This window comes from Actinophytocola xinjiangensis (genome assembly GCF_001921215.1).
Taxonomy (GTDB): domain Bacteria; phylum Actinomycetota; class Actinomycetes; order Mycobacteriales; family Pseudonocardiaceae; genus Actinophytocola; species Actinophytocola xinjiangensis.
The window spans coordinates 395,224-415,108 of sequence record NZ_MSIF01000004.1; the positions used below are offsets into that span (position 1 = coordinate 395,224).

Annotated in this window: 19 protein-coding genes; 6 read left to right on the forward strand and 13 right to left on the reverse strand. The window is 73.1% G+C overall.

Features of this window, described 5'->3' with window-relative positions:
* The first annotated feature begins 70 nt into the window (after nucleotides 1–70).
* Both BLA60_RS12265 and BLA60_RS12270 read left to right on the forward strand, forming a co-directional pair.
* Entirely contained in the window at nucleotides 71–1,822 is a 1,752-nt protein-coding gene (locus tag BLA60_RS12265) for an ABC transporter ATP-binding protein (RefSeq protein ID WP_075132930.1), read from the forward strand.
* Nucleotides 1,819–3,564, forward strand: coding sequence for an ABC transporter ATP-binding protein (locus BLA60_RS12270; RefSeq protein ID WP_075132931.1), 1,746 nt, complete (start codon nucleotides 1,819–1,821; stop codon nucleotides 3,562–3,564). The genes BLA60_RS12265 and BLA60_RS12270 overlap by 4 nt, the downstream gene beginning before the upstream one ends.
* Here the strand turns inward: BLA60_RS12270 and BLA60_RS12275 are convergent.
* Nucleotides 3,468–4,277, reverse strand: a complete 810-nt coding sequence (locus tag BLA60_RS12275) for an alpha/beta fold hydrolase (protein ID WP_075133016.1) — start codon at nucleotides 4,275–4,277, stop codon at nucleotides 3,468–3,470. The genes BLA60_RS12270 and BLA60_RS12275 overlap by 97 nt on opposite strands.
* A gap of 102 nt (nucleotides 4,278–4,379) precedes the next feature.
* On the opposite strand from BLA60_RS12275, the gene BLA60_RS12280 reads away from it, so the two are divergent.
* Both BLA60_RS12280 and BLA60_RS12285 read left to right on the forward strand, forming a co-directional pair.
* A complete protein-coding gene (locus tag BLA60_RS12280) occupies nucleotides 4,380–4,718 on the forward strand; it encodes a YciI family protein (RefSeq protein ID WP_075133017.1) in 339 nt (112 codons plus the stop codon).
* Complete coding sequence (locus tag BLA60_RS12285; protein WP_075132932.1) at nucleotides 4,715–5,941, forward strand: RNA polymerase sigma factor; 1,227 nt, start codon at nucleotides 4,715–4,717, stop codon at nucleotides 5,939–5,941. The genes BLA60_RS12280 and BLA60_RS12285 overlap by 4 nt, the downstream gene beginning before the upstream one ends.
* Here BLA60_RS12285 and rox read toward each other — a convergent pair.
* The 4 genes from rox to BLA60_RS12305 form a co-directional block, all read right to left on the reverse strand.
* Nucleotides 5,890–7,341, reverse strand: a complete 1,452-nt coding sequence (gene rox / locus BLA60_RS12290) for a rifampin monooxygenase (RefSeq protein ID WP_075132933.1) — start codon at nucleotides 7,339–7,341, stop codon at nucleotides 5,890–5,892. The two genes, BLA60_RS12285 and rox, sit on opposite strands and share 52 nt — an antisense overlap.
* 82 nt (nucleotides 7,342–7,423) lie before the next feature.
* Entirely contained in the window at nucleotides 7,424–8,602 is a 1,179-nt protein-coding gene (locus BLA60_RS12295; RefSeq protein ID WP_245811947.1) for a macrolide family glycosyltransferase, read from the reverse strand.
* A 5-nt stretch (nucleotides 8,603–8,607) separates the two neighbouring features.
* Nucleotides 8,608–9,252 (reverse strand): CatB-related O-acetyltransferase, encoded by a 645-nt coding sequence (locus BLA60_RS12300; protein WP_075132934.1) that lies wholly within the window; start codon nucleotides 9,250–9,252, stop codon nucleotides 8,608–8,610.
* 65 nt (nucleotides 9,253–9,317) lie between these two features.
* On the reverse strand, nucleotides 9,318–9,803 hold the full coding sequence (locus BLA60_RS12305; RefSeq protein WP_075133019.1) for a carboxymuconolactone decarboxylase family protein: 486 nt from the start codon (nucleotides 9,801–9,803) through the stop codon (nucleotides 9,318–9,320).
* Between the two features lie 149 nt (nucleotides 9,804–9,952).
* Between BLA60_RS12305 and BLA60_RS12310 the strand changes: the two genes are divergently transcribed.
* Entirely contained in the window at nucleotides 9,953–10,858 is a 906-nt protein-coding gene (locus tag BLA60_RS12310; RefSeq protein WP_075132935.1) for an RNA polymerase sigma-70 factor, read from the forward strand.
* Nucleotides 10,859–10,904: 46 nt separating this feature from the next.
* On the opposite strand, the gene BLA60_RS12315 is transcribed toward BLA60_RS12310, so the two are convergent.
* Complete coding sequence (locus BLA60_RS12315) at nucleotides 10,905–11,543, reverse strand: TVP38/TMEM64 family protein (protein ID WP_075132936.1); 639 nt, start codon at nucleotides 11,541–11,543, stop codon at nucleotides 10,905–10,907.
* A 25-nt stretch (nucleotides 11,544–11,568) separates the two neighbouring features.
* Nucleotides 11,569–13,155 carry an FAD-dependent monooxygenase gene (locus BLA60_RS12320; protein WP_075132937.1) on the reverse strand — a complete coding sequence of 529 codons (1,587 nt, stop codon included), beginning with the start codon at nucleotides 13,153–13,155 and terminating at the stop codon, nucleotides 11,569–11,571.
* Between the two features lie 56 nt (nucleotides 13,156–13,211).
* On the opposite strand from BLA60_RS12320, the gene BLA60_RS12325 reads away from it, so the two are divergent.
* Complete coding sequence (locus tag BLA60_RS12325; RefSeq protein WP_245811948.1) at nucleotides 13,212–13,916, forward strand: TetR/AcrR family transcriptional regulator C-terminal domain-containing protein; 705 nt, start codon at nucleotides 13,212–13,214, stop codon at nucleotides 13,914–13,916.
* A 15-nt stretch (nucleotides 13,917–13,931) separates the two neighbouring features.
* Here the strand turns inward: BLA60_RS12325 and BLA60_RS12330 are convergent, their stop codons facing one another.
* The 6 genes from BLA60_RS12330 to BLA60_RS12355 form a co-directional block, all read right to left on the reverse strand.
* On the reverse strand, nucleotides 13,932–14,543 hold the full coding sequence (locus BLA60_RS12330; RefSeq protein ID WP_211288697.1) for a hypothetical protein: 612 nt from the start codon (nucleotides 14,541–14,543) through the stop codon (nucleotides 13,932–13,934).
* A gap of 122 nt (nucleotides 14,544–14,665) precedes the next feature.
* Nucleotides 14,666–15,091: a PLL family lectin gene (locus tag BLA60_RS12335; protein WP_075132939.1), complete on the reverse strand. Its 426-nt coding sequence runs from the start codon at nucleotides 15,089–15,091 to the stop codon at nucleotides 14,666–14,668.
* A gap of 28 nt (nucleotides 15,092–15,119) precedes the next feature.
* On the reverse strand, nucleotides 15,120–15,713 hold the full coding sequence (locus BLA60_RS12340) for a hypothetical protein (RefSeq protein WP_154814293.1): 594 nt from the start codon (nucleotides 15,711–15,713) through the stop codon (nucleotides 15,120–15,122).
* Between the two features lie 206 nt (nucleotides 15,714–15,919).
* Nucleotides 15,920–16,156, reverse strand: a complete 237-nt coding sequence (locus BLA60_RS12345; RefSeq protein ID WP_075132941.1) for a hypothetical protein — start codon at nucleotides 16,154–16,156, stop codon at nucleotides 15,920–15,922.
* 10 nt (nucleotides 16,157–16,166) lie between these two features.
* A complete protein-coding gene (locus BLA60_RS12350) occupies nucleotides 16,167–17,201 on the reverse strand; it encodes a DUF389 domain-containing protein (RefSeq protein WP_084734864.1) in 1,035 nt (344 codons plus the stop codon).
* A gap of 391 nt (nucleotides 17,202–17,592) precedes the next feature.
* Nucleotides 17,593–19,803: a M20/M25/M40 family metallo-hydrolase gene (locus BLA60_RS12355; protein WP_084734865.1), complete on the reverse strand. Its 2,211-nt coding sequence runs from the start codon at nucleotides 19,801–19,803 to the stop codon at nucleotides 17,593–17,595.
* Between the last annotated feature and the right edge of the window lie 82 nt (nucleotides 19,804–19,885).

Sequence of the window (19,885 nt, forward strand, 5' to 3'; positions counted from 1 at the left end):
ACCAGCGGTAGCGAAATGTGGTGGTGGCGATGACCCAGGAACCGGAGATCCCGACCTCGGCGGTCCGGTCGTGAACGCCGGCCTGCTGCGCCCGCACCTGCCCGCCTTCACCGCCGTCGTCGTCCTCCAGGCGATCGGCGCCCTCGCCGGGCTGGCGCCGCTGCTCGCGGTCGCCGAGATCGGCCGCACCCTGCTCGCCCCCGGACCCGTCGACCAGGCACACGTCTGGCTGGTCGTGGCGCTGGGCACGGCCGGAATGCTCGTGCGGCTGCTGGGCACCGCCGCCTCCTCGGGCATCGGCCACCTGCTCGACAACCGGGTCCAGCTCGCCTTCCGGCGACGCCTGGCCGCCAGCCTCGGCCGGGTGCCGATCGGCTGGCTCTCGCGGCGGCGCACCGGAGAACTGGCCAAGGTCGTCGGCGAGGACGTGAGCGCGGTGCACCCGTTCATCGCGCACGCGCCGGGCGAGCTGGTCTCGGCGTTCCTGGTGCCGCTGGTCTCGGCGGTCTACCTGGTCACCGTCGACTGGCGGCTCACCCTGATCACCCTGGTCCCGGTGGTCCTCGCGATCGCCATGGTGCCGCTGATGATGGCCCCCTCCCGGCTGCGCGAACAGGAGGCGTTCGACGCCGCCATGGGCCGCATCGCCAGCTCGGCCGTCGAGTTCGTGCACGGCATCGCCGAGGTCAAGGCGTTCGGCGGCGGCGGACGCGCCCACGGCCGCTTCCGCACCGCCGTCGACGAGTTCACCGACACCTTCCTGCGCTGGGTGCGCGGCATGGCCGGCATCGCCGCCGCCATGCAACTGGCGCTCTCGCCACCGTTCGTCCTGCTGGTCGTGCTGACCGGCGGCACGGTGATGATCACCACCGGCGCCATCGCCCCCGCCGACCTGCTGCCCTTCCTGCTGCTCGGACTCGGCCTGACCGCGCCGGTCGCCGCCCTGGGCCACGGCTTCGACGACCTGACGGCCGCCCGCCGCGCCGTCGGGCGCCTCCGCGAGGTGCTCGACGAACCCCCACTGCCCCCACCGGCCCACCCGCGCACCCCCACCGGCCACCGCGTCGAACTGCGCGGGGTGCGCTTCGGCTACGACCCCGGCCGCGAGGTGCTGCGCGGCATCGACCTGGTGCTCGAACCGGGAACCGTCACCGCCGTCGTCGGACCGTCCGGCAGCGGGAAGTCCACCCTGGTCCAGCTGCTGCCCCGGTTCTTCGACCCGACCGGCGGCTCGGTCACCGTCGGCGGGGTCGACCTGCGCGACCTGCGCGAACGTGACCTGTACCGGACGGTGTCGTTCGTGTTCCAGGACGTGCGGCTGCTGCGCGCGTCGGTCGCCGACAACATCGCCCTCGCCGTCCCGGACGCCACCCGCGACGACGTGGTCCGCGCCGCCCGACTGGCCGGCGTGCACGACCGCGTGCTCGACCTGCCCCACGGCTACGACACCGTCCTGGGCGAGGACACCGAGCTGTCCGGCGGTGAGGCCCAGCGGATCGCGATCGCCCGCGCCCTGCTGGCCGACACCCCCGTCCTGGTCCTCGACGAGGCCACCGCCTTCGCCGACCCGCCGACCGAACAGGCCGTGCGGGCCACCCTGGCCGCCCTGGCCGGCGGCGACCGCACGGTCCTGGTGATCGCCCACCGCCTGGAGACCATCGCCGACGCCGACACCGTCGTCGTGCTGGAGAACGGGGTCGTCGCCGAACGGGGCGCCCCGGCCGACCTGCTCGCCGCCGGCGGCCGGTTCGCCGCCCACTGGCAGGCCCACCACACGGCCATCGGCACGGGGAACGGCACGGGGAACGGCGGTGCCCGGTGATCACCACCCTGCTGCGCGTGCTCGGCGACCGGCACGCCCGGCCGATCCGCCGCACCATCGCCTGGATGGTCGCCGCCGCCCTGGCCGAGGGCCTCACCTACGCCCTGCTGGTCCCGCTGCTCGCGACCCTGCTCGGCGGCCACCCCGACCGCGCGTGGCCGTGGCTGGCAGCGTTCGCCCTGGCCGTCGCCGCCTTCGGGCTGCTGCGCCACCGCGCCGACCTGTCCGGGTTCCGCTCCGGCACGACCCTGCTGCGCGGCACCTACCACCGGCTCGGCGACCACCTCGCGCGGCTGCCCGTCGGCTGGTTCGGCGCCGCCCGCGTCGGCGAGGTGTCGGTGCTGGCCAGCCGGGGTGTGCTGACCGCGATGAGCGTGCTCGCGCACCTGCTCGGCCCGTTCGTGTCCGCCACCGTCACCCCGCTGGCGATCGTCGCCGTGCTCACCGCCTACGACTGGCGGCTGGGCCTGGCCGCGCTGGCCGCCGCCCCGGCCGTGGCCATGGTCCAGCGGTGGACCGCCCGGTCACAGGCCGCCGCCGACGCGCGCCGCCACGACCTCGACCACGAGGCCGCCGCGCGCGTCGTCGAGTACCTGCGGGCCCAACCCGTGCTGCGCACCGGCGGCCGGACCGGCGAACACCTGCTCGACGACGCACTGCGCGAGGTCGCCGCCGCGTCCCGGCGCGGCGTGCTCGCCGCCCTGCCCGGGATCGTCGGCCTGACCCTGGTCGTGCAGCTGACCTTCACCGCGCTGCTGGTCATGGGCACCGCGCTCGCGCTGGGCGGCGGGATCGGCGCGGCGCAGGTCGTCGCGGTCCTCGTGCTGGCCGCCCGGGGCGCCGACCCGCTGCTGACCCTGGCCGACCTCGGCGGCCGGCTGCGGGTCGCGCGCTCCGAACTGGACCGGCTCGACCAGGTGCTGGGCACCCCACCCCTGCCCGTCCCGGACGAGCGGGCCAGCCCCGACGGCCACGACCTGGAGTTCTCGTCGGTCACGTTCGGCCAGGTGCTCGACGGGGTGTCGCTGTCGGTGCCGCACGGCGGCCGGCTGGCCGTCGTCGGACCGTCCGGCGCCGGCAAGTCCACCCTGCTGCGGCTGATCGCCCGGTTCCACGACGTCGACGCCGGCGCCGTGCGGGTCGGCGGCGTGGACGTGCGCGCGCAGGACCCCGACGACCTGATGTCCCGGCTGGCCATCGTGTTCCAGGACGTCTACCTGTTCGACGGCACCATCGAGGACAACGTGCGCCTTGGCCGGCCCGACGCCGACGACACCCAGGTGCGCGCGGCGGCGGCCGCCGCCCGCCTCGACGAGGTCGTCGACCGGCTCCCCGACGGCTGGGCCACCGTCGTCGGCGAGGGCGGCGCGCTGCTGTCCGGCGGCGAGCGGCAGCGGGTGGCGATCGCGCGGGCGCTGCTCAAGGACGCGCCGGTCGTGCTGCTCGACGAGGTCACCTCCGCGCTCGACCCAGTCAACGAGGCCGCCGTCCACGACGGCATCGAACGGCTGATGGCCGGCCGCACGGTGGTGCTGGTCGCGCACCGGCTGCGCACCGTGCGCGACGCCGACCAGGTGGTGTTCCTCGACGGCGGCCGGATCGTCGAGCAGGGCGGCCACGACGACCTGCTGCGCCTGGGCGGGCGCTACGCCGGTTTCTGGGACGCCAGGAACTCGGCGACCGCCTCGGCCGTCGCGGCCACCGGGAACGCGTGGTCCTCGCCGCCGGGCAGCTCGACGTAGCGCGCGTCGGCGAGCACGCCGGGCAGCGCCCGCGCCGCGTCCCGCAGCCCCGGCCAGGTCCGGGCGCCGGCCAGGACCAGCGTCGGCACCGCCACCGACGCCATCGCGGCGGTGGGCACGTTGGGCGCGCGGGTGATGACGGCGTCGTAGACGACGGTCTGCGCGATGGCCTCCAGACCCGCCCACAGCGGGGACCGGCGCAGTCCGTCGACCATCTCGGCCGGCAGCCCGATGCCCTCGGTCTGCATGGTCGCCACCGCGTCCCCGGCGCGCCCGTCGGCCACGAGCGCGGCGAGCCTGTCGACCAGCCCGTCGCGCCCCGCCCGGGCGGGGTCGCCGAGCGCGAACGGCGCCTCGTACATCACCAGCCGGGTGATCGCCGACCCGGCGGCGGCGGCCATCAGCGCCAGGTTCGCGCCGGAGGAGAACCCGAACACCGCCGCCGGCCCGACCTCGGCGAGCACGGCGTCGAGGTCGTCGATCTCGTGCGCGACGGTGTAGGAGCCGGCGTCGGCCGGGGCGATGGCGTCGGTGCTCCCGCCCCGCCCCCGCCGGTCGACGCTGACGACGGTGTAGTCGTCCCGAAGGGCCTCGGCCAGCGGCGCGCAGGTCCTGCGGTCGTTGAACGCCCCGGGGACGAAGACGATCACCGGGCCGTCGCCGGCCAGCTCGTAGGCGATCGACGTACCGTCGGTCGAGGTCACGGAGGGCATGTCCACTGTCCTTTCGTCGGGGACCTGGGTAGTCGGGTCCACATCCCGACGACGAACGAGCCGGACGAGAATGGACACCCTCGGCAGAAGGGAGTGTCGCGGGTGCGGTACCTGTTGATGATCAGCGCGGACGAGAGCCAGGTCGACGAGGTCGTCGGCGAGGACGGGGTGCGCGCGTTCACCGCGTGGATGGACGACCTGGTCGAGCGCGGGGTGATCCTGGCGCACGAGGGCCTGCGCCCCAGCCGCACCGCGACCACCGTCCGGGTGCGCGACAACGAGGTCCTGCTCACCGACGGCCCGTACCTGGAGGTCAGGGACCAGATCGGCGGCTTCGCCATCGTCGACGTGCCCACCCTGGAGGAGGCGGTCCGGATCGCGGCGGCCCATCCCGCGTGCGGCGTGGGCCAGGTCGAGATCCGGCCCCTGCGCGAGCCGTGACCGCCGCGGCGGCGGTGTCGGCCGCGTTCCGCACCGAGTGGTCGCGGATCGTCGCCACCCTGATCGCCTGGAGCGGTGACTGGGACCTGGCGGAGGAGGCAGCGCAGGAGGCGTTCGCCCAGGCCCTGCGCACCTGGCCGCGCGACGGCGTCCCGGACCGCCCCGGCGCGTGGCTGACCACGACCGCCCGCCGCCGCGCCATCGACCGCCTCCGCCGGGACCGCCTGCCGATCCCGCACGTCCCCCCGCCGCCCGCCACCCCCGGCCCGTTCGCCGACGACCGGCTCCGGCTGATCTTCACCTGCTGCCATCCCGCGCTGCCCTTCCCGGCGCGGGTGGTGCTGGCCCTGAGGACCCTGACCGGGCTGACCACCGCCGAGATCGCCCGCGCGTTCGACGTCCCGGAACCGACGATGGCCAAACGTCTGGTCCGCGCGAAGCACCGGATCCGCGAGGCCGCCATCCCGTACCGCGTGCCCTCACCCGAGGACCTCCCCGACCGGACCGACGCCGTCCTGGCCGTGCTCTACCTGCTCTACAACGAGGGCTACACCGCGACGGCCGCCGACACCCTCGACCGCCCCGACCTGCGCGCCGAGGCCACCTACCTGGCGGGGCTGCTGGCCGATCTGCTGCCGGCCGATCCCGAGGTGGTCGGCCTGCACGCCCTGCTGCTGTTGCACCAGTCCCGCGCCGCCACCCGCACGGACCCCGACGGCACCCTCGTCCCGCTGGAGGACCAGGACCGCACCGCCTGGGACCACCGCCTGATCGCCACCGCGCTGACCGCCCTGCGCCACACCACCTCCCCGAGGACCGTCGTGTCGCCGGGCAGGGACGGGCCGCTGGGGCCCTACCGCCTCCAGGCCATGATCGCCGCCTGCCACTGTGTCGCGGCGCGGGCGCGGGACACCGACTGGGCGCGTGTCGTCACCCTCTACGACGCCCTGTACGCCCAGGTCCCGTCGCCGGCGGTGGCCCTCAACCGCGCCGTCGCCGTGGCCATGGCCACCACTCCCGGCGCCGGCCTCGCGCTGCTCGACGACCTCCCCCCGACGCCCCACCACCCGGCCGTCCGCGCCGATCTCCTGCGCCGTCTCGGGCGGGCCGCCGAGGCGGCCGGCCAGTACCGCCAGGCCCTCACCGCCACCGCCAACGAGGGTGAACGCCGCTACCTGCGTCGCCGGCTCGCGGAGGTGGCGCCGAACCAGGTCGGGAGGTGAGCGAGCAGGTCCCGCTGGTCGTCGCCGGTCCAGGTGACGTGGCCGTCGGGGCGCAGGAGGGCGGCGGGGACGTCGAGGTCCGCGCCGAGGTCCGCGCCGGTGTCGACGACGTGGTCGATCCGGTCGGTCCAGCCGGTGACCGACAGGCCCGCGGTCCGGTCGAGCAGCAGGCCCCGGCCGGTGCGCATCCGTTCGTAGAGCCGCCCGCCGGTCAGGTCGAGGTCGCGCAGGCGGCGGCCGACCAGGTCACCGGGGCCGAGGTCGTAGCGGATGCCGATCGCCGTGTTGCGTTCCAGCAGGTGGCGGTTGACCTCGTCGACGTCCATCAGGTCCGACAGCAGGCGGCGCACGGCCTGGGGGCCGGGGTCGGGGGAGAGCAGGTGCATCTGCGCGCGGGTGTTGTCCAGGACGGCGGCGGCCACTGGGTGCCGCTCGGCGTGGTAACTGTCGAGCAGGCCCGGCGGCGCCCAGCCGAGGACCTCGGCGGCCAGCTTCCAACCGAGGTTGACGCTGTCCTGCAGGCCGAGGTTGAGGCCCTGCCCACCGATCGGCGGGTGCACGTGTGCCGCGTCGCCGGCCAGCAGGACGCGGCCGGTGCGGTAGCGCTCGACCAGCCTGGTGCCGTCGCCGAAGCGGGACAGCCAGCGGGGGGAGTGCACGCCGAAGTCGGTGCCGGCGATCACCAGCAGCCGCTGTCGGAAGTCCTCAAGGGACGGTGGGGTGGAGCGGTCGGTGGCGACCTCCCCGGCCGGGACGATGACCCGGTACACGTCGTCGCCGAACGGGCCGATGCCGAACCGGCGGTCGGTCTCCCGGATCCGGGCGCTCGCCTCGGCGATCTCCTCGGCGGGGGCGGTCACCGCCATCTCACCCAACAGCAGGTCCGTTGTGGACGGTTCGCCGGGGAAGTCGACGCCGAGCAGCCCGCGGACCGTGCTGCGCCCGCCGTCGCAGCCGACCAGGAACCGCGCGCGTTCGGTGGTGCCGTCGGACAGCGTGACGTCCACGCCGTCCTCGTCCTGCGTCAGGCCGGTCAGCGCGACATCGAGCCGGACCTCGGCGCCGGACTCGACGGCGTGCTCGGCCAGCAGCCGGTCGGTGATCGTCTGGGGGATCCCCAGGACGTAGGGATGCCGGGTGTCCAACGGTTCCGGGATCGGCTTGCTGATCCCGGCGAAGAAACCTCCCAGGGGATAGCGCTTTCCCTCGGCGAGGAACCGGTCGAGCAGCCCCCGCTGGTCCAGGATCTCGATACTGCGCACGTGCAGCCCGAGCGACCGGACGACCGGCGTCGGCCGCCGCTCCTTCTCCACCACGAGCACCCGCGGCCCGTGCAGCCGCAGCTCGGCGGCCAGCATCGAGCCGGACGGCCCGCCACCGGCGATGATCACGTCAAACACTGGACACTTCCCCCGTCGACGACGTCACGTTCCGGCGGAGTGTGCGCCACGACGGGGGTCTTGCCGCAAGCCCAGGGGTGCGCTATACGGTGGAAGTGGCGGAGAGCGTCGCCTCGATGAGATCCGCCGCCCGGGTCGTGCCGCCCTCGGCCACCGCGTCGGCCCGCAGCGCCGCCGACCGCGTCGCCACCCGCTCGTCGCCCACCAGTTCCAGCAACGCGGTCCGCAGGGCCTGCGCCGTCGCGTCCTCGGTGTCCAGCCGCCGCGCCACCCCCAGCTCCACCAGCCGGTCGGCGTTCATGAACTGGTCGACCGCCTGCGGCACGGCGATCATCGGCACCCCGGCCAGCAGACCTTCGCCGCAGCCGCCCATGCCGGCGTGGGTGACGAACGCGTCGGCCTGCGCCAGGATCGCCCGCTGCGGCACCCACGAGTGCACCTCGACGTTGCCGGGCACCGTGCCCAGTTCAGCCGGATCCGTGTACTTGCCGATCTGCAACACAACGTGCCAGCCGGGAAGGTCACCGAAGGCGGCCAGGCACTGCCGGTAGAACTCCGCCTGACGCGTGTAGGCCGAACCGAGCGAGATCAGCAGCACCTTGCCGGCCCCAGCCGGGCGGGTCCACTCGTCCCGGTCAGCGTGCGGGTCGAAGCACGGCCCGACAAAGGTCACCTCGTCCGGGTCGACCGTGTCCGCGAACGGTTGCATCGCCCGGGTGATCATGGCAATGGTCTTGGCCGGCCGGTTGGTGAACGCGTCCATGTCGGTCGTCGTCGCCCCGTTGCCGGCCAGCCACCCGGTGAACGTCGACCGGTACTCCTCGGCGCCCGGCAGCTGCCACAACGGCGCCGCGACCTGCTCGGCGTAGCCCTCCCAGGCCACCATCGCCGGCGAGAGCAACATCAGCGGCCGGCGCTGCGACTCGGCGAGCACCCGCCCCGGGTAGCCGGCGATGTCGTACAGGTACAGGTCGGCCGGCGCGTCGTCGTAGACCGCGCGCAGCTGGGGGAGCGCCTGGATCGCGTCGTGGAGGAACACGCCCATCGCGCCGATCGGGTCCTCCGGCCAGTCGTTGTCGGCCACCGGAAGCGTGGACGTGTACGGCACGAGTTCCGCGCCGGTGGCCACGACGAGTTCGGTCACCGACGGGTCGTTGGCGTAGGTCACCCGATGACCCCTGGCCACCAGCTCCCGGAGGATCTCCAGGCTCGGCCGGACGTGGCTGACGGCGGGAATGCCGACCATCGCGATGTGGGACATGGCCGTCACGCTACCTCGGGCGCGACCGCGGCCAGCTCGTCGACGCTGCCCGACATGACCGTGCGAACATGCTCGGTGAGATGCTCCAACGGCCAGTCCCACCAGGCGATGTCCAGCAACCGTGCGACCTCCCGCTCGTCGAAGCGGGTGCGGATCAGCCGTGCCGGGTTGCCGCCGACGATGCCGTAGTCCGGCACGTCGGCGGTGACCACCGACCCGGCCGCGACGATCGCCCCGTGTCCGATGCGGACACCCGGCATCACCGTGGCGCCATGGCCGAACCAGACGTCGTGGCCGACCACCGTGTCGCCCCGGCCGGGCAGACCGGTGATCAGGTCGAAGTGCTCCGACCACGAACCACCCATGGTGGGGAAGGGAAACGTCGACGGGCCGTCCATGCGGTGGTTGGCGCCGTTCATGATGAACCGCACACCCGTGCCCAGCGCGCAGAACCTGCCGATCACCAGCCGTTCCGGGCCGTAGTGGTACAGCACGTTGCGCGTCTGGAACGCGGTCGGGTCGTCCGGGTCGTCGTAGTAGCTGAACTCCCCGACCTCGATCAGCGGCGAGGTCACCAGAGGCCGCAGCAGCACCACCCGGGGCTGGTCCGGCATCGGGTGCAGGACCGTCGGGTCGGCGGGTACCGGCATGGTTTCTCCCTACTGATCGGTGCGCGGCCCATCATCACCGGCGCGAACCCGTGAGGGAAACCGATTTAGCTCCGCACGGCGTCGAACGTACCCGGCACGTAGGAGCCGCCGGGCGTACGGGTGATGACCAGCAGCCGGTTGGCGGCGTTGATCATCGCGACCACGTAGACCAGCGCGGTGATCTGGTCGTCGTCGAAGTGCGCGCGCACCTGCGCCCAGGTCTCGTCGGACACCCCGGGGGACGCGTCGGCCATCCGGGTGCCCTCCTCGGCCAGCGCCAGCGCAGCACGCTCGGCGTCGGTGAACACAGTGGACTCGCGCCAGGTGGCGACCAGGTTGACCCGCACCGGCGGCTCCCCGGTCGCGGCCAGGTCCTTGGAATGCGCGTCCGCGCAGAACCCGCAGCCGTTGATCTGGCTCGCCCGCAGGCTCACCAGCTCCACGATGGTCTTGGACAGCGCCGAGCCGACGATCGCCGCGCTGGTCCTGCCGAACAGCTGGCCGATCCGCGCGCCGAGCGCGTTGTCGTTCAGGGAGAAACGGGGTTCCATGACAAGGTCCTCACTGTCGGGTGTGTCGAGTGCCCACAGGACGACGCCACCCCGGCCGGCGTCACACGTCACCCACGTGACCATCGCCACGTGTTACGCGCCGGCCGCCGGCGACGTCTGGTGAGGCGACCCCAGCGGAAGGAGACCCCGTGGGCGCCCAACCGGACGACGCGACCGCCACCTTCGTCACCCATCGCAACCTGCTGTTCACCGTGGCCTACGAGCTGCTCGGCTCGGCCGCTGACGCGGAGGACGTCCTGCAGGAAACCTGGCTGCGCTGGGTGAAGGTCGACCTGGACACCGTCCGGGACCGTCGCGCCTACCTGGTGCGCATCGCCGCCCGCCAGGCCCTCGACCGGCTGCGCGCGCTGGGCCGGCGCCGCGAGTCCTACGTCGGCCCGTGGCTGCCGGAGCCCCTGCTCACCACCCCCGACGTCGCCGAGGACGTCGAGCTGGCGGAGAGCGTCTCGCTGGCGATGCTGCTCGTGCTGGAGACCCTCGTGCCGATCGAGCGCGCGGTGTTCGTGCTGCGTGAGGTGTTCGACCTCGGCTACGACGAGATCGCCGAGGCGGTCGGCCGCACGCCCGCCGCCGTCCGCCAGCTCGCCTACCGGGCGCGCTCCCACGTCGCCGCGCGGCGGCCCCGGGGTGAGGTCTCCACCGCGCGGACCCGTGCCGTGCTGGCCGCGTTCCAGCGGGCCGTCGACACCGGTGACCTGCGCGACCTGCTCGACCACCTCGCCCCCGACGTGGTCTTCCTCGGCGACGGCGGCGGGCTCGCCACGGCCGCGGCGGCCCCCGTCGTCGGCGCGGCGGCGGTCGCCGCGCTGCTGGCCGTCGCGCTGCCCAACCTGGCGGAGCGGACGGTCCGCGCGGCCGAGGTCAACGGCCATCCCGCGCTGCTGCTCAGCCACGGCGGCGAGGGCGGCGGCGAGGTCGACACGGTCCTGGCGCTGCGCCTGGACGACGGGCTGATCACCGGCCTGTACTCGGTGCGCAACCCCGACAAGCTCTCCCGGCTCGGCCGCGAGACACCACTGGCCCGACTGGGCTGACCCCGCTCGGTCGGTGCCAACTCGACGTCCTCGCGCCGACGTCGGCTCAGGCCGGTTCGGGAACCCGCCGGCGGATCGCGAACCACAGCCCAACGGCGCCGACCGCCGCGCAGGTCACCGACACCGCCACCGCCGCCGGCGAGGTGTGCCCGGTGATGGCGTCGCCGAGCGCGACGGCCGCGACCGTCCCGGCGACACTGCCGGCCATGGTGCCCACCAGGTAGGGCGCCAGCGCGACCGACGACAGCCCACAGGCGTAGTTCGTCGGCAGGAACGGGATGACGGGGATCAGCCGCAGCGAGGCGACCGCGAGCCAGCCGCCGCCGGTCAGCCGCTCGTCGACCGCCCGCACCGGCGCGCGGGTCAGGTGGCGTTCCAGCAGCCGCCGCCCGACCGACCGGGCGATCCCGAAACTGAGCACCGCGCTGATCCCGGTGGCCGCCAACGCGACCAGCGCGCCGAGGACCGGCCCGAGCAGCAGCCCGGAGGCGAGCGAGAACACCGTGCGGGGGATCGGCACCATCGAGCCGAGGACGTAGAGCAGGAACATCAGCACCGGTGCGGCCGCCCCGGCGCCGGCGGCCCACTCGCGCAGCCGCGAGGGGTCGGGCACCGGCACCACCACGGCCACCACGATCACCGCCACCAGCAGGCCGACGGCCAACAGAGTTCGTCCTCCCGGCACCCGGCGAGTCTAGGCGGCCCGCCGGTCAGCCGTGCGGCACCGCGACCGGCCGAGCCAGCACCTGGTCCAGGGCGGCGGTGAGGATCCGTGTCGGGTCGGGGCCCGGGTCGGTGGCCCGCAGCGCGACGATCGCGTCCGGTCGCACGAGCAGGGCGGCGCCGTCGGGCAGCCACGGGGCTCGGACCTGGTGGGCCGTCAGGCCGAGGTCGGCCGAGGCGGCCAGCCACCGGTCACCCCCTGCGCCCACGAGCAGCGTCCAGCGGGAGGCGACCAGGTCGAGCGTGGAGACCCCGTCGACCCAGGCGTGCGGCACCCGGGAGCCCGGGGAGCCGTCCAGCGCCACCGCCAGGTCCACCGTGGACGGGAGGTCGGGGCGCGGGTCGACCACGGCGGCCGAGTCGTAGCGCTGCCCGAGGTGCACGACCGGCGCCGCCCACACCCCGGCGGCCGCCCTGGCCGCGTCGGCCTCGGGCCCACGGCCCCAGTGCAGCGACGCGTCGGCCTGGCGGCGCATCGCCTGGTCCAGCGTCGCCGCCGCGACCGGCTCGCGCTCGGACGCGTAGGTGTCCAGCAGCGCGGGCCCGGCCTCGCCGTGGTGCACGGCGGCGAGTTTCCAGGCCAGGTTGTGCGCGTCGGCGATCCCGGTGTTGAGGCCGAAGGCGCCCAGCGGGGAGACGGTGTGCGCGGCGTCGCCGACGAGGTACACGCGGCCGAGGGCGAAGCGGTCGGCGAGGGCGCTGCGGGGCCGCCAGGGGAGCACGCCGCGCACCTCGACGTCGAGACCGGGATCGCCGACGGCGGCCCGGACGATTCCGGCGCAGCGCTCGGGCGTGAAGTCCTCGGGCCGCTCACTCGCGTCGAGGTCACAGGCGACATGGAAGACCCAGGTCGTGTCGCCGTCGACGGTCACCAGCAGGCCGGGCGCGTCCAGGGTGGTGATCGTGCAGGTGGCGAAGGACATCCCGCGCAGGTGGGGCCGCAGGTCGGCGCGAAACAGGATATTGATCATGGATCGGCCCAGGTCGCCCGCCCCGGAGGTGCCGATGCCCAGCGCGGTCCGCACGGTGCTGTGCGCCCCGTCGGCGGCCACCAGATGCGCGCAGCGCAGCGTGTGGTCCCCGTCCGGCCCCGCCAGGTGGACCTCGACCCCGCCGGCGTCCTGGGTGATGCCGACCAGCCGGGTCGACCAGCGCGGCCGCGCTCCCCGGCGCGCCAGGTCGGCGGCCACCACGGCGTCGAGGCGGTCCTGGGCGCAGACCCCGCGCAACCGGAACGGCGTGACGTCCAGTTCGCCGGGCGACGGGGACGGCATGGGAACGGCCACGACGTCACCCGCGCCCATCTCGACCACGGTCCGGGCCCGCGCCTTGCCGGTGGCTCCCCGCAGGTCCACGGCGGCGGCGTCGACGGCGGCGTCGAGCCCCAGTTCGCGGAGGATCTCGACCGAGCGCGGCCCGATCCCGGTGGCGCGCGGGTGCTCGGAGGGCCCGGCCCGGCGTTCGACGAGTACCGAGACGACGCCGTGGTGGGCGAGCAACGCCGAGGTGAGCAGCCCGACGCTCCCGCCGCCGACCACGACCACCGGCACTTCTGGATACGATGTTCTCGTCATGGCTACACCGTAGCCAGAAGGTAGGATCCTGGTCAACGAGGGAAAGGACCCGCCCGATGACCGAACCCGCGCCGTGGTCGGTGTGGACGCGCCCCCGCCCCGAGCCGCGCCGCCGCGCGCCGGGGGTGGACCAGTACGTGGCCGCCGCACTGGCCGTCGCCGACGCGGAGGGCCTGGCCGCGGTGTCGATGCGCCGGGTCGCGAGCTCCCTCGGTTCCGGCACGGCCAGCCTCTACCGCTACATCACCAACCGCGACGAACTCGTGGACCTGATGGTCGACGCCGCCCAGGGCGAGGACCCCCTCCCCGAACCGACCCGTGACTGGCGGGTCGACCTGGCCACGGTCGCGCACACCCTGCGCGCCACCCTGCTGCGCCACCCGTGGCTGGCGGGCGAACTGGCCGGCCGGCCCTCCCTCGGCCCCCACTCGCTGCGCCGGTCCGAGGCCGCGCTGCGCGCCGCCGACGGCCTCACCCCCGACATCACCCTGGCCGCCCAGGCGCTGGGGGTCGTGCACGCGTACGTGCTGGGCTCGGTCGCCTCCCAACAGGCCGCCCGCAGCGCCGAACAACGCACCGGCCTGACCGAGGAACAGTGGCAGCGCAGCGTCGGCCCCTACATCAGCGAGGTCATCGCCGCCGGCGAACACCCCATGCTCGCCCGCCGGGTCCTCGAAGCCGACGAACCCGACCCCGACGCCGAATTCGCCTTCGGCCTCGACTGCGTCCTCGACGGCCTCGCCGCCCGAACCGGCCGCTGACCCGGTCGCGGGATCTCAGGGACTCGGGACGACCGCGGCACCGCCGACCAGCGCGGTCACACCGGACACGTGCGCCCGCTGGGGAGTGAACCCCACGTACCAGGTGTGGCCGATGCCCAGGTCGCCGCTCCCGTTGTGGCCCCACGTCCAGACGGTGCCCCCGGTGTCCAGGGCGCGACGCCCGTCCACCTCGACGATCTGGCTGGTGTCTGGGATCGGTACCCGAACCGGCCTGAGGGCCGGTCCGGTCGAGCCGTTGCCGAGCGCACCTTCGAAGGAGTCACCCCACGCCCAGACCGTGCCGTCGGAGCGCAGCGCGTAGATCGACTGGCCCGTCGAGAGCCGGGTGACGCCGGTCAGCCCGGCCACCGGCGTCGGCGTGCTGACCGAGGAGGTGGTGGTGCCCACGCCCCGCCGGCCGAAGTTCGAGCCCCAGGTGTAGAGGCAGTCGCGCGCGCAGGGCACCGGCCGGTTCCAGACGGTTCCCACTGTGAACTCGTGGCCGTCCAGCGGCGCCTCGGTGGTGGTGCCGGCGAAGGTCAGGCCGGCCGCGCGACCGCTGGGGTCGGGACCTCCCCAGGTCAGATGGTCGGTGCGGTATCCCTTGACATGCTCCGGAATCGTCATCATGAGCTGCCAGATCGCGGACGTCGTAACCTCGACCAGGATTTCCTTCCTGGGCTTCGGTGTACATCCACCGTAATCGGCGGTGCGGGCGCGGCTCGCCGTCGGAACGCGATGAATGCTGACTATTCAGCTGTGAGGAATTCGATGGCGTCGGTGTAGACGCGATTGTCGGCGCCGATGTGGCACCAGGCCATGTTCTTTCCCGTTTGGGCTACGGCCATGGCCTGTGGGGTGGAGCCGGCGCCTCCGTCGAGGAGTTCCCAGGGCGTCCAGTCGTCACCGGACTGGCCGGATTGGTAGAGCTTTCCGTTCAGTCCGGTGTGGAAGACGATGACGTTGCCGCCGGGTCCCTGCGCGGCGGCGACGGCGTACTTGGTTTGTCCGGGTTGGGGGAACGGTGTCCATCCCAGCCAGGTGTCGGCGGGTTTGCGGTTGAGGTGGAGGCGTTGGTCGGTGCTCACGGCGAACACGAACAGCTCTTGGTCGCGACCGTAGATCATGGCGACGGGCAGGGTGGTGGTCATGCCGGTGATCTGTGTCCAGGCCATGGTCGATCTCCTTGTCGGGCCGTGTGGATCAGGTGAAGGTGATGGTGCCGATGGTGTGGAGGCTGGAGACGGTTCCGGGTCCGGCGGTGCACAGCAGGATGTCGGTGGCGGGGCCGGTTTGGTTGCTGATGACGGTGTCGCCGGCGAACAGTCCGCCGGTGACGACGCCGGTGACGACCGAGGTGTAGACGGCGCCGACGATGGTGGTGGTGAAGTTCAGGGTGAGGCTGCTGGTCTGGCCGGTGTTCCAGGTGATGGTGGAGGTGGACGTTCCCGAGCCGGTGAGGGTGAGGCAGCTGCGGTTGGGGACGGTGTAGCTGCCGGTGAAGGTGCCGGAGGTGATGTCGGGAACGCTGGTCGACGTGCAGGGGCCGAACAGGTTCGTGGTCGTCACCGTCGCGGTCTGGGAGGTGGTGGTCAGGGGCGGGCTGAAGGTGACGGTGGAGCTGGTGGGCGGCAGGCACACCAGATCACCGGGCTGCGCCTGGGCCGGTGGGGTGGTGACGACGAGCGTGGCGGCCAGGAGCGCGATCGTGGCGAGTGCGGACCGGATCATAAAATTCCCTGGAGGTGGGGAGCGGCGGCGGATCAACGACGGCGGAATCATTTCAACGGACGACATGGGAATGATTCTCCTGAATTTCTCCGCATCTACTCGTTGATGTGAAACACGGGAACGTCGTCGACATTTGATCATGTCAGCGGAGGCGGACGTCGAATACCGCCGTCGGAGTGAGTCCGGCGATGGCGCAGGCTACCCACGGTGTGATTCATTTTGCTCTGGAGAGTGATAAGGAATTGGGGTATCGCTGCGTGTCCTGTGCTCGCTCAGGGGGTGATGATGGCGAAGTTCGGGTCGCCGGGGCGAGACTTCCCTGGCGTAGTTCGGTGGCACCGCAGAGGCAGACCGTTCTCGGCGCCGTGGCCGAGTTGTTCGTCGGCGTCGGCGAGCAGCTCGCGGGCGGCCTCGTCGACGCCCCCGGTGTCGGCGAACGGCGGCCGGCCGGTCAGCTCACGCCGCTGCCGCGCGATGACCGGCGTGGCGGGCCGTGCCGACACCAGCACGGTGGCCAGCTCACCTCGTGGAGACCTCGTGGAGGTCGCTGTGGATCAGGGTGAGGCGCACGGTGAGGTCGTCGAGTCCGGCGTCGCGCAGTGCCTGGCGTAGTGAGGTGGTGTCGGGTGCTGGTGGTGGGCCGGTGGCGGTGACCTGGAGGACACCGTTGTCGAAGCGGAGGTCGGCGATGCGCCAGGACCGTTGCTCGGCCCAGTGGTCGAGCGGGGTCTGTGCCCGGGAGACCGTCCGGACCTGTTGGAACACGTGGTAGGTGCCGACGCCGAGTGGCACGCTCACCAGCAGCACGACACCGGTGACCATGGCGATGGTGCGCGCCCCGAACCTTCCGAGTCGCCAGCCGGCTTCCCCGGCGAGTTCGCGGACGTGGAATCCGAGGAGTACCGCGACTCCGGTGGCGATGATCGCCGCGACGTTGGTGGCGAACAGCAGTGCCGCGCCCAGGGCTTCGTCGACCGCGCCGGATTCGAGGGTGAGCCCGACGACTGACAGGGGCGGTACGAGGGAGATGGCGATGGCCACGCCGGGGAGTGCGTCCGAGAGGTCGGCGCGCATGAGGGCGAACGCGCCGACCACGCCGGTGGCCAGGGCGGCCAGCAGGTCGATCAGTTTCGGGCTGACCCTGGCGGCGACCTGTGAGTTGGTGTCGGCGACGACGGGTTCGGGGACGACGAGTCCGAGCAGGTAGGCGATGGCGACGACCGCGACCGCCCCGCCGACCACGACCAGCAGGTTGACCACGACCTGGCGTCGCAGTGCGAGGACCGCGGCGAGCGCGGTGCCCAGGATCGGGGTCATCAGCGGTGCGACGATCATCGCGCCGATCACGGTCGCGACCGAGTCGCCCACCACGCCGGCGGCCGAGATCACCGAGGACAGGACCAGCAGCACCCAGAACGCCGAGCGGTGCACGCTCTCCCGCAGGAACAGTTTCCGTGCCGTCGTGTCGAGGTCCGAAACGGACAGTGCCCAGCCTGCCGTGCGTTCGAAGGCCGGCTCCGGCTGCCCGGCGGCTGAACGACCCGACGACGCCATGGCGCTACCGTGCCGTCAACCGTCACGGCTGCCCTCATCCGGTACGGGTGATTACCCGGCGGAGTCACGTCGGTGCGAACGCCGTGCACCGAGTTCCTGTCCGACGTCACCACGGACGACGCCGCGCCGCTGACGCTGGCCGCCAGCAGGAGACGGATTACTTCGCCGACGAGTTTATCCGACCATGAGTGATCCCATGTTCGTCTTGTCGTACGTCCTGGTCTGACTTAGGCGCCCCGTTCATCTCCTTCATTCCCTCAGGGGGAATCGCGGGTCCCTCAACACCTCGTTCCGTACGCCTGGGTACGACCGTTGATTTCCTGGCATACTCTGGTCCCCTCAACCTTTCGGCATGAGGTCAGAAAGTCATTGCCGGACAGGTCTTCTGTGCTCACAGGTCGTACGAGCGGACGGCGACGCTCAGTCCGGACCCCTCCGGCCGCCAGGTCACGGTGTCCGGTCGCTCGGTGGGCACCTCGCCGGAATGGGCCGCGACCATGGCTCGGGCGGGGCCTCGGGTGGTCAGGACGACTTCGACTCCATCGGCTGGTGGACCGGAGACCACCAGGCCCCACCGCCACGGTGTGGCGTAGGGCCGGTTCACCCCGCCGGGCAGGTGCGTTGACGCGATCGTGGCATTGACAACCGTGCCGTCGACGTAGAGCCCAACCATCGCCGGACGGCCGTCGCCGCCGATCCGCACCGTCGTCCGGCGCAGGTCGCCCTCGGTCGAGGACTTCTCGCGTCGCAGGTAGGGCTGGGGGATGTCGGCGACCGGCGCCGGGGCGGCCCGCATTCCGTCCGCGCCAACGAAGTACGGGAACCGCTCCTCCAAGGGCACGCGGTTCGTGCCGACGAGGCCGTCCAGCCACTCGTTGTCGCCTGTCGGGTCCTCGCTGACCCAGTAGGCCGCGTTCCGGTCGACGTCCAGGCCGTACATCAGGCTGACCTGGTCCGGCGCGCCCGCGGTGTCGCGGTCGGTGGCGATCGCGGTGGTGAACAGTCCGACAGCCAGGACGGCGGCCACGACGGCGACCGGCGCGGTGCGCCGTGGCCGGAACGGGATCGCCGTCGCGAGCAGGCAGCCGATGGCCAGCGGCACCGCGATCCCGGCCAGCCCGAACGTGTCCGCGAGCGGCACCACCAGCGGGGCGACCAGCGCCGCGCCGACGACCGCGGGCGCGCACAGCACGAGCGGCCGCCACGCCTCGGGCACTCGCGCGGCGAGCGCCACCGCGGCGGCCCCGGCGACCGCGGGCCAGGTGACCAGGTAGGCAGCGCCCGGCAGCGTCACGGCCGAGACCAGCCCCAGCAGGGCGAGCCACCCGGCCACCGCGGCCGCGGTCTCCACACCGGTGGAACGTCGACGCGCCCACGCGAGCCACAGCCACACCACCCCGACGGCCAGGGCCGCGAACCCGATCCTCGGCAACGTGACGGCGTACGGATCACCGGAGCTGAAATCCCCGTACTCGGGCTCCACCAGCACCAGCGCCTGCCACCCGAGCCACCCGAGACCCGCGGCGGCGACGGGCGCCACCGGCACCGCCGCCGCGCGGACGGCCGCCGCCGATACCCGCAGCAGGCCACGGCGGCGCGCGTACAGGCACGCGGCGAGCAGGCCGACCGCCGCGACCAGCGCGAGCGGCAGCGCAACCCCGGCCGGGTAGCGGGCCAGCAGCCCCACGACCGTGAAGAAGGTCGGCTCGGCGCTGTCGGCGAGCGCGCCCAGATCGGCGTCGACGAGGTGCGAGGCGGCGGCCAGTACGACGGCGCCCATATCCGCGTGCGCTTCCGGGTCGGTGTTCGCGAGGTCGTCCTCGGGGGAGTCGTAGCGGGCACTGCCGCCGACCATCGCGAAGTTCAGCCCGGCGAACCCCGCCGCCGTGAACTCGACGAAGTCGGTCTCGTTGGGCAGCAGCCGGTACACCTCGTCCGCCAGCGACGTCGTCACTGGGGGCTCGTGCCGCAGCGCGGAGACCACCTCCGCCGAACGCGGCCCGGTCTCGTACATCACCACCCTGCCGGACGTCCCGCGCGCGTCGAGGTTGAGCACCACGGACCGGTCCGGGGAGGTGGCCTCGGTGAACGCCCGCGAGCCGAGCAGTCCCAGTTCCTCGCCGTCAGTGAACAGCACCTGCACGTCGTTGCGGCGGTTCGGCTGCTGGGCGAGCACCCGCACGACCTCCAGCGCGGTCGACACGCCCATCCCGTTGTCGGTGGCGCCCGGACCGATGGGCACGGAGTCGTAGTGCGCGGCCAGGATCACCCGACCGTCGCCGGAGCCGGGCAGCGTGCCGGAGACGTTGTGTACCAGGCCGGCCACGTGCGAGCTGGTCGAGAACGGGGTGACGACGGTCCGCGAGTCGACGCGCGGGTCGAGGCCGAGTGCGCTGAGCTGGTCCACCAGGTAGGCGCGGACTCGTTCGTGCTGTGCAGAGCCGGGCGGCCGGGGTGCGGCGGCGATCCGGTCGACGTGCGCGCGGGCACGGTCGACTTCGAACCCGCCGCCGTCGGCTGGCACGGCTGAGATCAGCGCCGACCCGGCTGCCACCAGTAGCACCATCACCGGGGCGGCGACCGCCTGCCATCGCACGCGCACGGCGTCCTCCCCTTCTCGGGAATTGAGGTCAATGGGTCACCGATGTTAACGGCATTCTCAGTCGGAAAGGAAATTCCGATGC

What these genes read in the sequence shown, in the direction of transcription:
- BLA60_RS12275 (WP_075133016.1), bottom strand. Translation starts at nt 4,277, where the DNA reads ATGCCCTCCGTGACCTCGACCGACGGTACGTCGATCGCCTACGAGCTG.
- BLA60_RS12295 (WP_245811947.1), bottom strand. Translation starts at nt 8,602, where the DNA reads ATGTCCCACATCGCGATGGTCGGCATTCCCGCCGTCAGCCACGTCCGG.
- BLA60_RS12300 (WP_075132934.1), bottom strand. Translation starts at nt 9,252, where the DNA reads ATGCCGGTACCCGCCGACCCGACGGTCCTGCACCCGATGCCGGACCAG.
- BLA60_RS12305 (WP_075133019.1), bottom strand. Translation starts at nt 9,803, where the DNA reads ATGGAACCCCGTTTCTCCCTGAACGACAACGCGCTCGGCGCGCGGATC.
- BLA60_RS12320 (WP_075132937.1), bottom strand. Translation starts at nt 13,155, where the DNA reads ATGACGAGAACATCGTATCCAGAAGTGCCGGTGGTCGTGGTCGGCGGC.
- BLA60_RS12325 (WP_245811948.1), top strand. Translation starts at nt 13,212, where the DNA reads ATGACCGAACCCGCGCCGTGGTCGGTGTGGACGCGCCCCCGCCCCGAG.
- BLA60_RS12330 (WP_211288697.1), bottom strand. Translation starts at nt 14,543, where the DNA reads ATGACGATTCCGGAGCATGTCAAGGGATACCGCACCGACCATCTGACC.
- BLA60_RS12335 (WP_075132939.1), bottom strand. Translation starts at nt 15,091, where the DNA reads ATGGCCTGGACACAGATCACCGGCATGACCACCACCCTGCCCGTCGCC.
- BLA60_RS12340 (WP_154814293.1), bottom strand. Translation starts at nt 15,713, where the DNA reads ATGTCGTCCGTTGAAATGATTCCGCCGTCGTTGATCCGCCGCCGCTCC.
- BLA60_RS12350 (WP_084734864.1), bottom strand. Translation starts at nt 17,201, where the DNA reads ATGGCGTCGTCGGGTCGTTCAGCCGCCGGGCAGCCGGAGCCGGCCTTC.